Annotated in this window: 9 protein-coding genes and 2 pseudogenes; 6 read left to right on the top strand and 5 right to left on the bottom strand. The window is 70.5% G+C overall.

What is annotated here, in order from left to right:
* Positions 1-1,201 (top strand): amidohydrolase family protein (locus ACWDX9_RS29400; protein WP_449959517.1); only part of this gene is annotated, 1,201 nt, incomplete at its 5' end.
* Here ACWDX9_RS29400 and ACWDX9_RS29395 read toward each other — a convergent pair.
* From ACWDX9_RS29395 to ACWDX9_RS29375, 5 genes and pseudogenes are all read right to left on the bottom strand, one after another.
* Positions 1,202-1,972: an SDR family NAD(P)-dependent oxidoreductase gene (locus ACWDX9_RS29395; RefSeq protein ID WP_449959515.1), complete on the bottom strand. Its 771-nt coding sequence runs from the start codon at positions 1,970-1,972 to the stop codon at positions 1,202-1,204.
* A 52-nt stretch (positions 1,973-2,024) separates the two neighbouring features.
* Positions 2,025-2,972, bottom strand: coding sequence for an alpha/beta hydrolase (locus ACWDX9_RS29390; protein WP_449959513.1), 948 nt, complete (start codon positions 2,970-2,972; stop codon positions 2,025-2,027).
* Positions 2,972-4,021 carry an alpha-L-rhamnosidase-related protein gene (locus tag ACWDX9_RS29385; RefSeq protein ID WP_449959525.1) on the bottom strand — a complete coding sequence of 350 codons (1,050 nt, stop codon included), beginning with the start codon at positions 4,019-4,021 and terminating at the stop codon, positions 2,972-2,974. The genes ACWDX9_RS29390 and ACWDX9_RS29385 overlap by 1 nt, the downstream gene beginning before the upstream one ends.
* Before the next feature lie 17 nt (positions 4,022-4,038).
* Positions 4,039-4,086, bottom strand: a pseudogene (locus tag ACWDX9_RS29380) (hypothetical protein); the annotation flags it as partial.
* A gap of 103 nt (positions 4,087-4,189) precedes the next feature.
* Positions 4,190-4,642, bottom strand: a pseudogene (locus tag ACWDX9_RS29375) (glycoside hydrolase family 78 protein); the annotation flags it as partial.
* Between the two features lie 256 nt (positions 4,643-4,898).
* Here ACWDX9_RS29375 and ACWDX9_RS29370 point away from each other — a divergent pair.
* From ACWDX9_RS29370 to ACWDX9_RS29350, 5 genes are all read left to right on the top strand, one after another.
* On the top strand, positions 4,899-5,882 hold the full coding sequence (locus ACWDX9_RS29370; protein WP_449959511.1) for a LacI family DNA-binding transcriptional regulator: 984 nt from the start codon (positions 4,899-4,901) through the stop codon (positions 5,880-5,882).
* A 111-nt stretch (positions 5,883-5,993) separates the two neighbouring features.
* Positions 5,994-7,250, top strand: coding sequence for an MFS transporter (locus ACWDX9_RS29365; RefSeq protein WP_449959510.1), 1,257 nt, complete (start codon positions 5,994-5,996; stop codon positions 7,248-7,250).
* Between the two features lie 11 nt (positions 7,251-7,261).
* Positions 7,262-9,679: a family 78 glycoside hydrolase catalytic domain gene (locus tag ACWDX9_RS29360; protein WP_449959508.1), complete on the top strand. Its 2,418-nt coding sequence runs from the start codon at positions 7,262-7,264 to the stop codon at positions 9,677-9,679.
* On the top strand, positions 9,676-11,814 hold the full coding sequence (locus ACWDX9_RS29355) for a glycoside hydrolase family 3 C-terminal domain-containing protein (RefSeq protein ID WP_449959506.1): 2,139 nt from the start codon (positions 9,676-9,678) through the stop codon (positions 11,812-11,814). Before ACWDX9_RS29360 ends, ACWDX9_RS29355 begins: the two co-directional genes overlap by 4 nt.
* A gap of 1 nt (position 11,815) precedes the next feature.
* Positions 11,816-13,462 (top strand): FAD-dependent oxidoreductase, encoded by a 1,647-nt coding sequence (locus ACWDX9_RS29350; RefSeq protein ID WP_449959504.1) that lies wholly within the window; start codon positions 11,816-11,818, stop codon positions 13,460-13,462.
* Positions 13,463-13,503: the final 41 nt, after the last annotated feature.

Below are 13,503 nucleotides of genomic sequence, written 5' to 3'. Positions count from 1 at the left end.
GTCCGATCTCGACGAGCGGGCACTGGCCGCGGCGCTGGCCGCGGCCCCCGCCGACGCCGAAGGCTGGGTGCGAGGCGTCGGCCATGCCGAGTCCGTCGCCGGTCTCCTCGACGCTGCGGCGCTGGACCGGCTCCACCCGAACCGGCCGGTACGACTTCAGCATCGAGGCGGGTCACTGTGGATCCTGAACACTACCGCCATCCGGCTCCTCGGTCTCGACCGCATCGAGGACTCCGGCATCGAACGCGATCTTGGCGGGAGGCCGACCGGACGCGTCTGGTGCGCGGACCATCTGGTCCGGTCCTCGGCCGAGCAGCAATCTCGCACTCACCCCGATACACTGCCTGACCTCGCGCTCGTCGCCGGAAAGCTGGCCCGCTGGGGCGTCACTTCGGTCACCGACGCCACTCCGGGCCTGGCACCCGGCATCGTGCTCGCCCTGGCCGAGCGCATGCGGCGCGGCGTCCTGCCGCAACGGGTGCGGCTGCTGGGCGCCCCTTTCGAGACCGGCCTGCCCAATGGGCGGCTCACCGCCGGCCCGTGGAAGGTCGTCATCCGGGACGACGCCCTGCCCGGGCTGGACGAACTCGTGCAGGAGATCGCGTACGCGCACCTCACCGGACGACCGGTAGCGCTGCACTGCCTCAGCGTGGAGGCGCTGTACCTGGCGCTGGCGGCGCTTGAGGAGGCCGACGCGTTGGAGGGCGACCGGATCGAGCACGCGGCGCTCGTACCCGCCTGGTGCCTGAACCGGTTGCGGACGCTCGGACTCCGGGTCGTCACCCAGCCGGCGTTCCTCGCCGACCGCGGGGAGGACATGCTGCGCGGCACGCCCCCGGACGAGCACGAGGATCTCTATCGCTACGCGGGTCTCCTCCGCGCCGGGATTCCCGTGCTGCCGTCCAGCGACGCGCCCTACGGCCCGGCCGATCCCTGGCGGGCGATGGCCGCGGCCCGGGACCGGACGACGGAGACCGGCCGCTGCGCGCAACCGGCCGAGCGTGTGGAGGTGGCGATCGCGTTGAGCGGCTATCTGGCCCCGTCGCACCTGCCCTCCTCCAGGGCCGCGCCTCTGGGGGCGGGGGCGGACGCCGACGTGGTCCTACTCGAAGGCGACCTGCGGGACGTGCTCGCCGAGCCGGGCGCGGCCCGGGTGCGCCTCACCGTCGCGGGCGGGCGCATGGTGCACCGGGTTTCGTGATCACATGTGGGCGCCGCCGTCGACGCGGATCTCGGTGCCGGTGATGAACGCGCCGTCGTCCGAGACGAGCATGGCGACCACCCCGGCGACGTTCTCGGGGCCGGGCAGTCCGTCGCTGATCGCGGAGGTCAGCTTGAGGAAGAGGTTCCAGTCGGTGTCGGCGGGCACGAGGGAGCCGATGTTGTCAGTGATGCCGCTGCTGATGCCGCCGGGCACGATGTTGACCGCGCGCAGTCCCTGCCTGGAGTACTCCAGGGCGAGGCTGTGAGTGAAGGAGGCGATGCCGCCCTTGCTGGCCGAGTAGGCGGCCATGAACGGGTGAGCGAAGAACGCGGCGGTGGAGCTGAAGTTGACCACCACGCCACGGCCCGATTCCAGCAGGGCGGGCAGCGCGGCCCTGGTCACCAGGAAGGTGCCGGTCAGGTTGACGGTGATGATGCGGTTCCACAGCTCCAGCGAGCAGTCGTGGGTGTGCGCCCCGCGTAGGATCGCCGCGGCGTTGACCAGAGCGTCCAGGCCGCCGAGCTCAGCAACTGCCGCCGGCACCACGTCGTTCACCGAGCTCTCGTCGGCGATGTCGATGGGGGTGACGGTGAGCCGGTCGGCCGTGCCCTGCTCGGTGGCCAGGGCCAGAGTCTCCTTCAGGCCGTCCTCGGCGATGTCGGCGGCCACCACGCGGGCGCCCTCCGACAGCAGTCGCAGTGCGGTGGCCCGCCCGATGCCGGAGGCGGCGCCGGTGATGAGGATGCGGCGGTCGGTGAGTCGCTGCATGAAGGTGTTCACTCCGTCTCAGTTGATGGTGCAGGTCAGAGGAGGTAGGGGATCACAGCGAAGAGGGACCGCCGGACAGCGCCGCGCCGTCCACGACCCTGCCCTCGACGACCCGCTGGAGGAAGGCGGCGGTACGTTCGACGGCCTCGGTCGCCTCAGGCAGGAAGCCGGCGGCCACCTGCCAGGCGTGCTGCATGTGCGGCCATATCTCCAGCTCGACGTGCACTCCGGCCCTGGCGGCCCTGGTGGCCAGGGCGATGGAGTCGTCCAGCAGGCGTTCTGCGCTGGAGGCCTGCAGGAACAGCGGAGGCACGCGTCGCAGGTCGGCGCAGACCGGCGACGCCGAGGGGTCGTCCGGGGAGTGCCCGGCCAGGTAGTCGGTCATCATGACCGGGCCGAGCCGGGCATCGAGCAGCAGGTCGGTCTCGCTGTTATCCACCCAGCTCCCCCGCGTCCAGGCGTCCGGTCGCAGGTCGAAGACGCCGGAGTAGAGGAAGCCGGCCAGCGGCCCGGCCCCGCCGATGCCCCGGAGCCGCAGCAGCAGCGCCGCGGCCAGGTTGGCACCCGCCGACTCGCCCCCGACGGCGATGCCGCCCTGCGGGCTCAGCCGGGTCGCGAGGGCGTAGGCGGCCTCGCAGTCGTCGAGCGCGGCCGGATAGGGGTGCTCGGGTGCGAGCCGGTACTCCGGCAGCAGCACCCGCGCCCGGGTCCGCAAAGCAAGTTGGGCGGCCAGGGGACGGACAGCGAGTGCCGAACCGGTACGGAAGCCGCCGCCGTGAATGTAGACGATCAGGAGGTCGTCACGGGCGTTGTCCGGAGTCATCAGGCGGGTCCCGGCCCGGGCTCCCTCCACGGGTTCGTCGGCGAGACCCGGGACCGGCTGGTAGGCGTCGTCGTAGAGGCGGCTCTGCCGGCGTTCTTCGGCGAGGTCCATCGGCACGTGAGCGTCGCGCGCCTGCCGGAACATGGTGGTGAGCAGGTCATAGGTCTTGCTGGGCATCACTGAACCTCGGTGAGGCGGGCGAAGCCGGTTTCGATCTCGGCGGGCAGGTGGCTGCCGTTGGGGATGAGAGCGATGGCCTCACGAACGGTCATGTTCTGGGCTCCGGCGTTCAGGCCGGATTCCACGTGCTCGGCGATCTCGGGCATGTGGCGGACGATGGTGTCGGTGACGATGCGCATCGCGCCGGGCCGGTCGGCCACTTCGGCCAGGGTGCTGTCGAGGGTGAGCGGCGCGGACGCTGTTGCCCTGTCGGTGTGCGGCAGGATCCAGCGGTGGCTACCGGAGCCGACGGTGAGCCGGTCGCCGCCGGGAAGCGTGACGTGGGCGGTGGTGTTGGGCGGAACGACGGCCTCGACGATGAGCTCGCCGCCGGTGATCCTCCAGGAGGAGGCGGCCGGGCCGTAGGGAGTGCGCAGGCGGGCGCCGGCGTGGGTCAGACCGCCGCCGGGGCGGGGGTGGACGGTGATTTCCCGGTATCCAGGCGCGGCGGGCGCGAGCCCGGCGACGGTGCGGTGCAGCCAGTCGGCGACGGCGCCGAAAGCGTAGTGGTTGAAGGAGGTCATGCCGCTGGGGTTGACGGTGCCGTCGGGCAGGAGGCTGTCCCAGCGTTCCCAGATCGTGGTGGCCCCTTGCGTGACCGGGTACAGCCAGGACGGGCACTCGCGCTGCAGAAGCAGCCGATAGGCGGCCTCCAGTTCTCCCGCTTCGGCCAGGGTGTCGCAGATGAGCGGGGTAACGACGAAACCAGTGGCGATCTTGTAGCCGTTGGCGCGGACCAGCTCGGCCAGACGGGACGCGGCGCGGTGGCGCCGTCGTTCGTCAGGCAGCAGGGGGAACTCCAGGGCCAGGGCGTAGGCGGTGGGCGAGTCGCTGAGCAGCCGCCCGGAGGCGGTGGCGTACTCGTCGGCGAACGCCTGGCGTATTTCGTCGGCCAGCGCCCGATAGGTGCCGTCGTACTCGCCGAGGACGCCGGCGGTCTGGGCGAGCAGGTCGACAGAGCGGGTTCGGCATAGCGGAAGCCGTGAAAGGTGAAGCGAGGTTCCCACGTCTCCTGGCCGCCGCCCCGCAGCGTGCAGACGTCGGTGGCCTTGGCAGTGCGCAGCCGGGTCACGCACAGCTCGCCGTCCTGCAGGACATCGGCGTGGCGCAGCAGCAGGTCGGTGACGTAGGTCTGGTAGCGCAGGCGGTGCCGGTAGGCGGTCCAGCCGGGGGGCGAGCACTTGGTCTCCGACTACCTGACCGTTCAGTTCGGCCTCATAGACGCCCAGCGCGGTCGTGTACAGGCGGGCCGCACGCACGCCTGACCGCGCCTGGAACTCGCCGCGCAACAACGAGCCCTCCCCTGGGCTGACGAATCTGGCCGACCAGGCCTCCGGCTCTAGCAGCCCCGCCTCGACATGCGCGGGCTCGCTCCATGCCGACCACCCGCCCGGCCCCTCCACCCGCACCCTCACCGCCACTCGCTCCCGAGCGGCCAGCGGCGCGAACGGCCAGGGCACCAGCACCGATTCGGCCGACTCGACCCACGTCCGCTCGCCCCTTGCCTCGATCTCATACGCGCTCTGCAACCAGCCCGGGGTGTCCGTCTCGACGATCCATGACAGGCGGGGGCTTATAGTGCCGACGCCCAACGGTTCACGCAGGTGCTCGAATCGGATGGTGATCACGCGAAAAGATCCTCCTCACTTACACGTGTTAGTACGTGACGGTACACCACCAGGAACAGCCGCCGTCTCCGATTGCGAGGTGCCAGCGCCTGAAGGATGCCGCTCTGGGCACTCGTGCGAATTCCGAAGGAATGACGCGCGAACCGCCCTCTTTCCGCGAGGAAGAGAGCGAGATCCGCAGCACTATCACGTGTAACCTGGAAGCACGCAGACGTTAACATCTCCCCAGCGGGCAGGCAACGGCGACGAGGGCAGCGTGGCAGACAAAAAGCGCAGGATCACCAGCGTCGACGTGGCGCGGGAGGCAGGCCTGTCGCGGGCCACGGTCAGCTTCGTGCTGAACAACACGCCCGGCCAGTCCATCCCCGAAGTGACCAGGCAGCGCGTGCTGCAGGCTGCGGCCCGCCTGGGCTACACGCCTTACGCACCCGCTCGCACGTTGCGCAGCGGGCGCAGCGACGTGGCGCTGTTCGTGCTGCCCGACTGGCCGCAGGGCCACACCATGGCGGCACTGGTCGACCGAGCCGCACAGGTGCTGGGCGAGGCCGGGCTGACGCTCATCACACACGTGCACGCGGGCCACGACGACGGGCTGGCCCGGCTCTGGAGCGCGCTCAGCCCGGCCACCGTCTTCGGCATGCGGCCCTTCACCGCCGAGGAGCTGGAGGCCATGCGACGGGTGCGCATCCCGGCCGTCCTGCCCCCGTCCGAACAGCCCGGATATGACGTGAGCGACACCCTGTGGATCAACGGCGTGGGCCGGTTGCAGGCCCGGCACCTGATCGGCAAGGGCCACGAGCGGCTGGCCTACGTGCTGCCCGACGACCCCCGCCTGGCCGCGCTGGGGCGAGGACGGGCGGAGGGCGCGGCGCAGGCGTGCGCGGAGGCCGGGCTGCCGGAGCCGGTGGTCTCCACCATCGCCATGGATGCCGGGTCGGCAGCCGAGGCGGTGGCGAGCTGGCAAGGCGTGCCGACCGCCGTCTGCGCCTACAACGACGAGGTGGCCCTGGCGCTGCTGGCCGGAATGCGTGCCCTCGGCACGAGCCTGCCGGTCATCGGCGCCGACGACATCCCCGCGGCGCGCTTCGCCGTGCCTCCTCTGACGACGGTCGCCCAGGACAGCGGCGAGATCGGCGAGCACATCGCCAGAGCCCTGCTCAGAGCACTGAACGACGAGGACCCCCGCCTGGAGTTGCTTCCGGCCGACGTCATCCGCGTGGTCGAACGCGAATCCGCCTGACGACTGGATGCGCCTTGGGTGAAATGACACCTTTCATCTACTTGCACGTGTAAGTAGCGCGCGGTTAACATCCGGGACACATCTCTCCCCCTCTCCGACCTGTGGGGTCTCATGAGCACACCGGTAATCCCCGTCCTGCCAAGGGTCGGCCCCCGCTACATCGGGCTGATGGTCCTGGCGCAGTTCGGGGTCTTCATGGCGTTCATCACGCCCTTGGCCATCTCCCTGTCCATCCGGGTCAACGAGCTCGCGCCGGGCCACGAGGAGTACCTCGGCTACATCACCGGCGTCGGCGCCCTCGTCCCACTCCTCACCGGCCCTGTGTTCGGCACACTGAGCGACCGCACTCGCACTCGCCTGGGCCGCCGGCGCCCGTTCATCATCGGCGGGATGCTGCTCGGCGTCGTCTCCCTGCTGGTGATGGCGCTGGCCCCCAGCGTGCTCCTCCTCGGTCTCGGTTGGGTGCTGGCGCAGTTCGGGTGGGGGACCGCGTTCGGAAACCTGCTCAACTCCCAGGCCGACCGGCTGCCCGAGGAGCAGCGTGGCAAGGTCGCCGGGCTGGGCGGGTTCGCGACGCTGATCGCGCCAGTCATGGGCGTGGTGCTGACCGGGGGCCTCGCGGGCGACGCTCTGCTGCTCTTCCTGGCGCCTGGAGCCATCGGCGTGGTCACGGTTGTCCTGTTCGTCTGGCTGGTCGACGAGGCGGACAGCCGTACTCTGCCGCCCGCCGAGTCACTGACCGTGAAGTCGCTGCTCTTGAAGTACACCTGGCCGGTCATGACATATCGTGACTTCTCGCTCAACTGGGCGGGGCGCTTCGCCTTCTACTTCGGCCTGACGCTCAACACCACCTTCACCGCCTTCTTCTTCGCCTCGCGCCTGGGCGTGGACGTCAAGGAGGTGGCGGGCACGCTCGCGGCGGTCTCCGGCATCGGCGTGCTGGCCACCGCAGGAGGCGCCCTGGGCGGCGGCTTCCTGTCGGACAAGCTGCGCCGTCGCCGCGTCTTCGTCCTTGCCGCCGGAGCGATCTACGCGTTGGGCACGCTGACCATGGCCTTGTCGTCGACCGTGCCGCTGCTGTTCACCGGCTCGATCATCTCCTCGGTCGGCCTCGGTACGTTCTCCGCCGTCGACCAGGCGCTCGCCCTGGACGTGCTGCCCGAACGGGAGACGAACGCGGGCCGCTACCTGGGGGTGTTCGGCTTCGCCACCTCCATTCCCCAGTCGGCGGCGCCGTTCATCGCCCCGCTCTTCCTGGCCGTCGGCGTGAGCGGCACGGAGAAGAACTACACCCTGCTCTATCTCGTGGCTGCCGCCTGCACCCTGCTGGGCGGCCTGATCACCCTACGTATCAAGTCCGTCCGCTAAGGAGTTCCCACATGTTCGTGGCCCCCTCGTTCCCGATCGAGCCGGGCGGTAGTGCGCCCTACTTCCGCGGCGAGTTCACCGCCGAACGACTGCCCGACCGGGCCACGCTGCAGGTCACCGGGCTGGGCATCGTGGAGCCGTACCTGAACGGCACCAGAGTCGGCGACGAGGTATTGGCGCCAGGCTGGACCTCCTACCGGCACCGGCTGCAGGTCAGCACCCATGATGTGACCTCCCTGGTGCGCGCCGGCGCCAACGCCCTGGGCGGCATCGTCGGCGAGGGCTGGGCCCGGGGCCGGATCGGCTACGAGGGCAAGAGCAGCCACTACACGGACCGACCCGCGCTGTTCATGCGGCTGGAGTTGACCTTCGGCGAAGAGACCGTCGTCATCGCCACCGATGAGAGCTGGACTTCCGGGGCCGGCGCCGTGGTGGCCAACAGCCTCTACGACGGGGAGACCTTCGACGCGCGGCGGGAGCCGTACGGCTGGAGCGAGCCCGGATTCACCGGCGGCTGGTCCCCGGTGGAGCCCTTCGCATGGGATCTGGACACGCTGGTCCCCACGGTCGCCGATCCGATCAGGCGGATCGAGGAGCTCGCCCCGGTGCGGACCGTCACCGGGGACGGCAGGACGATCGTCGACTTCGGGCAGAACATCTCGGGCTGGATCCGGCTGACCACATCTGGCGACGCCGGGCAGAGCGTGACCATCCGGCATGCCGAGGTCCTGAAGGACGGCGAGCTGGAGACCGAGACCCTGCGCACGGCCGAGGCCACCGACCGCTACATCCACGCCGGAGGGACGGCCACCTGGGAGCCGCGCTTCACCTTCCACGGCTTCCGGTACGCCGAGATCGACGGCCCGTACGACGAGATCAAGGCCGTCGTGGTGCACAGTGACATGCGCCGCACCGGCTGGCTGGAGACCTCCGACGAGCTGCTCGACCGGCTGCACGCCAACACCGTCTGGTCGATGCGGGACAACTTCGTGGGCGTGCCCACCGACTGTCCCCAGCGGGACGAACGCCTCGGCTGGACCGGGGACATCAACGCCTTCGCCCCCACCGCCGCCTTCCTCTACGACGTGCGCGCGGTCCTGGGCTCGTGGCTGGAGGACCTGGCCGCCGAACAGCGTTCGAAGGGCTATGTCCCCTGGGTCGTGCCCGACGTGCTGTCCACCCCCTCCTCCCCCACCGCCCTCTGGAGCGACGTGGCGGTCAGCCTGCCGTGGACGCTCTACCAGGAGTACGGCGACGCCGGGATCCTGAGCCGCTGCTACGCCTCCATGGCCGCCTTCACCCGCGACGTGGCGAACCGGCTGGACGCCGACGGCCTGTGGAGCAGCGGCTTCCAGTTCGGCGACTGGCTCGACCCCGACGCGCCCGGGGACAACCCGGCCGGAGGCAAGACCGACCGGCACCTGGTCGCCGCCGCCTACCTCGCCAAGACCACCCGCGAGATGGCCGAGACCGCCCGCGTCCTGGGCACCGAGGACGCCGGATACTTCGGCGACCTGGCCGACCGGGTGCGCGAGGCGTTCCGCGCCGAATACGTCACGCGAAACGGCCGCGTCGCCGGGGAGACCGCCACCGCCTACGCCCTGGCCATCTGCTTCGGCCTGCTCGACCCCGAGCAGGAGGCGAAGGCCGGAAAACGGCTGGCCGAGCTGGTCGCCAAGGCCGGATTCAAGATCTCCACCGGGTTCGCCGGAACCCCGCTGATGCTGCCCGCCCTCAGCCGGACCGGCCACCTGGAGGAGGCCTACCTCATGCTGATGGAGACCGGCTGCCCCTCCTTCCTCTACCCGGTCACCATGGGAGCGACCACGATCTGGGAGCGCTGGGACGCCATCCTGCCCGACGGCACGCTCAACTCCACCGGCATGACCTCGCTCAACCACTACGCCCTCGGCGCGGTCTGCGACTGGCTGCACCGGACCGTGGGCGGCCTGTCGCCTGCCGAGCCCGGCTACCGGAAGATGCTGATCGCGCCCAAGCCCGGCGGCGGCCTCACCCATGCCGCGCTCACCCACTGGACCGTGCACGGCGAGGTCCGCGTGGCCTGGCGCATCGCCAGCACGCTCGTGACCGTGGACGTTTCCCTCCCCGGCGGCACCGAGGCGCTCGTCGAGCTGCCGTTCTCAGGAGAGACCGTCGAGATCTCCGGCGGCAGCCACACCTGGAGCTACGACCTGCCCGAGGGGTTCGGCACGCGGCAGCCGTACACGATGGACACCTCCCTGAAGACGCTCGCGGAGGACCCGAAGGTGTGGCGGGCGCTCACCGAGGTGTTCGCCAAGCACCTCCCCGGCATCCCCATCGACGGCAACGCCCCCGAGGCAGCCGCGTTCTCCCTCAACAGCATCCTCGAGTTCATCCCCGGCCCGTCCGACGAACTGGCCGACGATCTGAAGGAAGCCATCCTGTGAATCTCGAGCAGAAGACGTCCCTGCTGTCCGGCAAGGACATCATGAGCACCGAACCGGCTGGCGACACGCGGTCGATCGTGCTCAGCGACGGACCGCACGGCGTGCGGCGGCAGACCGGCGACGCCGACCACATGGGCATCCACGAGAGCCTCCCCGCCACCTGCTTCCCGCCCGCGGTCGCGGTCGGCTCCAGCTGGGACTCCACCGTCGCCGCCCGGCTGGCCGCCGCCGTCGCCCGGGAGGCCCGCGCGCTCGACGTGCAGGTGAGCCTGGGTCCGGCGGTGAACATCAAGCGCTCTCCCCTGTGCGGGCGCAACTTCGAGTACTACTCCGAAGACCCGCTGCTGACCGGCGTGCTCGCGACCGCCCATGTCAAGGCGCTGCAGGCCGAGGGGGTGGGCGCGTCGGTCAAGCATTTCGCCGCCAACAACCAGGAGACCGCCCGCATGCGGGTCAGCGCCGAGGTCGACGAACGCACGCTGCGCGAGATCTACCTGCCCGCCTTCGAACAGGTGGTCACCCAGGCCCGGCCCGCCACCGTGATGGCCGCCTACAACAAGGTCAACGGCGTCCACGCCGCCCAGCACCCCTGGCTGCTCACCCAGGTGCTGCGCGAGGAGTGGGGCTTCGACGGCGTCGTGGTCTCCGACTGGGGCGCGGTCAGCGACCGCGTGGCCGCCCTGAAGGCCGGGCTCGACCTGGAGATGCCCGGCAACCCCAGGAACGACGCCAAGATCGTACAGGCCGTGCTCTCCGGGCAGCTCGACGAGGCGGACGTGGACCGCAGCGTCTCGCGCGTGCGGGAGATGGCGGACCGGTGGCGGGCCGAACCGGCGACCTTCGACGCCGACGCGCACCACCTGCTCGCCCGCGAACTGGCCGCCGAATGCGCGGTCCTGCTGAAGAACGCCGAAGCCGTACTCCCGATCGGAGCCGACGTCCGGACCGTCGCCGTCGTCGGCCCCTTCGCCGCCGAACCGCGCTTCCAGGGCGGCGGCAGCTCCCACATCAACCCCACCCGCGTGGACAGCCCTCTCGACGAGATCAGGAAGCTGGCCGGAGACCGCACCGTCACCACCGACCCGGAGAGCGCCGACCTGGCGATCGTCTTCACCGGGCTGGCCGACGCGGACGAGTCGGAAGGGTATGACCGGACCACCATCGAGCTTCCCGACGAGCAGGTGAAGCTGATCCGCGCCACCGCCGCGGCGGCCCGCCGTACCGTCGTGGTGCTCTCCAACGGCGGCATCGTGTCACTCGAAGGCTGGCACGACGACGTCGACGCCATCCTGGAAGGGGGTCTGCTCGGCCAGGCCGGTGGAGGCGCCATCGCCGACCTGCTCCTCGGCGTCACCGCCCCCTCCGGGCGCCTCGCGGAGACCATCCCGCTGCGCCTTGAGGACACCCCCAGCTACCTCAACTTCCCCGGCGAGCAGGACCGCGTCCGCTACGGCGAGGGCGTCATGGTCGGCTACCGCTACCACGAGACCGTCTCGCAGCCGGTCCGCTACCCCTTCGGCCACGGGCTCACCTACACCACCTTCGCGGTCGGCGACCTGGCCGTGGAGATCACCGGGGCCGACAGCGCGCACGTCACCCTCACCGTCACCAACACCGGCGAACGGCACGGCAAGCACGTCGTCCAGCTGTACGTCGCCACGCAGGCCGGTCCCGTCCGCCGCCCGGCACGTGAGCTGCGGGCCTTCACCAAGGTCGCCCTCGACCCCGGCCGGTCCACAACCGTGAACTTCGACCTCGACGCCCGCGCCTTCGCCTACTGGGACATCCTCGAGAACCGCCGGCTGGTCGCGCCCGGCGACTACACCGTCCAGATCGGCGAGAACGCCTCGCTGATCGTGGCCGAGGAGACCATCAAGCTCGCCGGTGAGGTGGTCGCCAAGGAGCTGACCCTGGACTCCAGCGTCGGCGAGTGGTTCGGCCACCCGGTCGTCGGACCCGAGCTCATGGGACGGCTCGCCGCCGGCATGAGCGAGGAACAGCAGGCGCAAGCCGCCGAGAACGGCGACATGCTGCGCATGGTCGAGTCCCTCCCGATGCACCAGTTCATGGGATTCGTCCAGATTCCGGAGGAAGTCGTCGCAGAACTCATGGCGCTCAGCAAGCAGGACGGCTGACGTGGAGCACACTTACGACGTCGTGGTGGTCGGTTCGGGTGCGGCCGGACTGACAGCCGCCCTGACCGCGCGGCTACACGGCCTGACCGCGATCGTGATCGAGAAGACCGGCCGGTACGGCGGGTCTAGCGCGATCTCCGGCGGCGCGCTGTGGATCCCCGGCAACCACTACCTGGACCGTCGGGGCATCGGCGACTCGCGTGGCAAGGCCGAGCAGTACCTGGAGGCGACGGTCGGCGACCGGGTGCCTGCCATGCGCAGGTCCGCCTACCTGGACCGTGGCCCCGAGATGCTGCGCTTCCTGCACGATCGCACGCGTCACGTGCGCTTCGAGTATGTGCGGGGGTACGCGGACTACTACCCCGAGCGTCCCGGCGGCTTCGGTGTCGGCCGCGCGATCGAGCCGCCCCTCTTCGATCTGCGCAAGCTCGGCCCACTCCGCCGCGAGCTGCGCCGCGCCGAGTTGCCCACCTACGGGATGGTGGTCAAGGCGCAGGAGGCGGCCCGGGCCAGCATGGTGATGCGGACCTGGGGCGGCAAGCTGACCGCCGTCAAGCTGGGCTTGCGTGCCATCGGGTCACTCTTGACCGGCGCCAGGCCGGTGGCGCTCGGCGCCGCGCTGGTCGCCCGGCTGCGCGCGGCCCTGGGCGAGGCGGGCGGTGAAGTCTGGGTCTCGACTCCTTTCACCGGCCTGCTGGTCGAAGATGACCGGGTCGGGGGCGTCACGGCAATGCGAGCCGGACGGAAGATCACCATCCGGGCGAGCAGAGGCGTCGTGCTCGCCTCGGGCGGCTTCTCGCACAGTCAGGAGCTGCGCGAGCGTTACCTGCCCGCGCCGACCGACGCCGGGTGGAGCTCGGCCGCGGAAGGCCAGACGGGCGACGCGATCGGGGCGGCGCTGAAGTTGGGCGCGGCACTCGACCTGATGGACAAGGTCTGGGGGATGCCCGCCGCGGTGCCACCCGGAGAGAAGCCGGTCTTCCTGGTCACCGACCGGGCCGTGCCCGGCATGATCATCGTGAACGGGCAGGGCGAGCGCTACGTCAACGAGGCCCTGCCGTACGCGGAGTTCGTGGACCGCATGTACGCGGACGACGCCATCCCCTCATGGATGATCTTCGATGGTCGCACCAAGAATCGCTACCTCATGCTCAACCACTTCCCCGGCCAGCCGTTCAAGCGGAGATGGATCCGGAGCGGGTTCATCAAGGTCGCCCGGAACCTGCACGAACTCGCCGACCAGACGGGCCTGCCCGCCGATCGACTCATGGCGACCATGGAGCGATTCAACGCCATGGCCGCGCAAGGCAAGGATGAGGACTTCGGGCGAGGCGACAGTGCCTACGACAACTACTACGGCGACCCCACCCTGCCCAATCCCAACCTCGCACCGCTGGTCAAGCCGCCCTTCTACGCCGTGCGGCTGGTACCGGGCGACATCGGCACCAAGGGCGGTCTGGTCACAGACGAGCGCGCCCGCGTGCTGCGCGAGGACGACACGGTCATCGAGGGCCTGTATGCGGCGGGCAACGCCGCTGCATCGGTCATGGGCGAGACCTACCCAGGGCCGGGGGCGACCCTCGGCCCGGCCATGACCTTCGGTTACGTCGCCGCCGGCGACCTGGCCGTCACACCGTCCAGCCGCTGAAACGGCGGCGTACGCGCGGACGGTGTGGCCGAGACCGGCCC

The organism is Nonomuraea sp. NPDC003201, from assembly GCF_053590415.1.
Note: the sequence above shows the minus strand (reverse complement) of the source record. Positions and strands in the feature narration are given on the sequence as shown.

Excerpts from the sequence above, each read along its gene's own strand:
- ACWDX9_RS29365 (WP_449959510.1), top strand. The coding sequence starts at position 5,994 with ATGAGCACACCGGTAATCCCCGTCCTGCCAAGGGTCGGCCCCCGCTAC.
- ACWDX9_RS29395 (WP_449959515.1), bottom strand. The coding sequence starts at position 1,972 with ATGCAGCGACTCACCGACCGCCGCATCCTCATCACCGGCGCCGCCTCC.
- ACWDX9_RS29360 (WP_449959508.1), top strand. The coding sequence starts at position 7,262 with ATGTTCGTGGCCCCCTCGTTCCCGATCGAGCCGGGCGGTAGTGCGCCC.
- ACWDX9_RS29390 (WP_449959513.1), bottom strand. The coding sequence starts at position 2,972 with ATGCCCAGCAAGACCTATGACCTGCTCACCACCATGTTCCGGCAGGCG.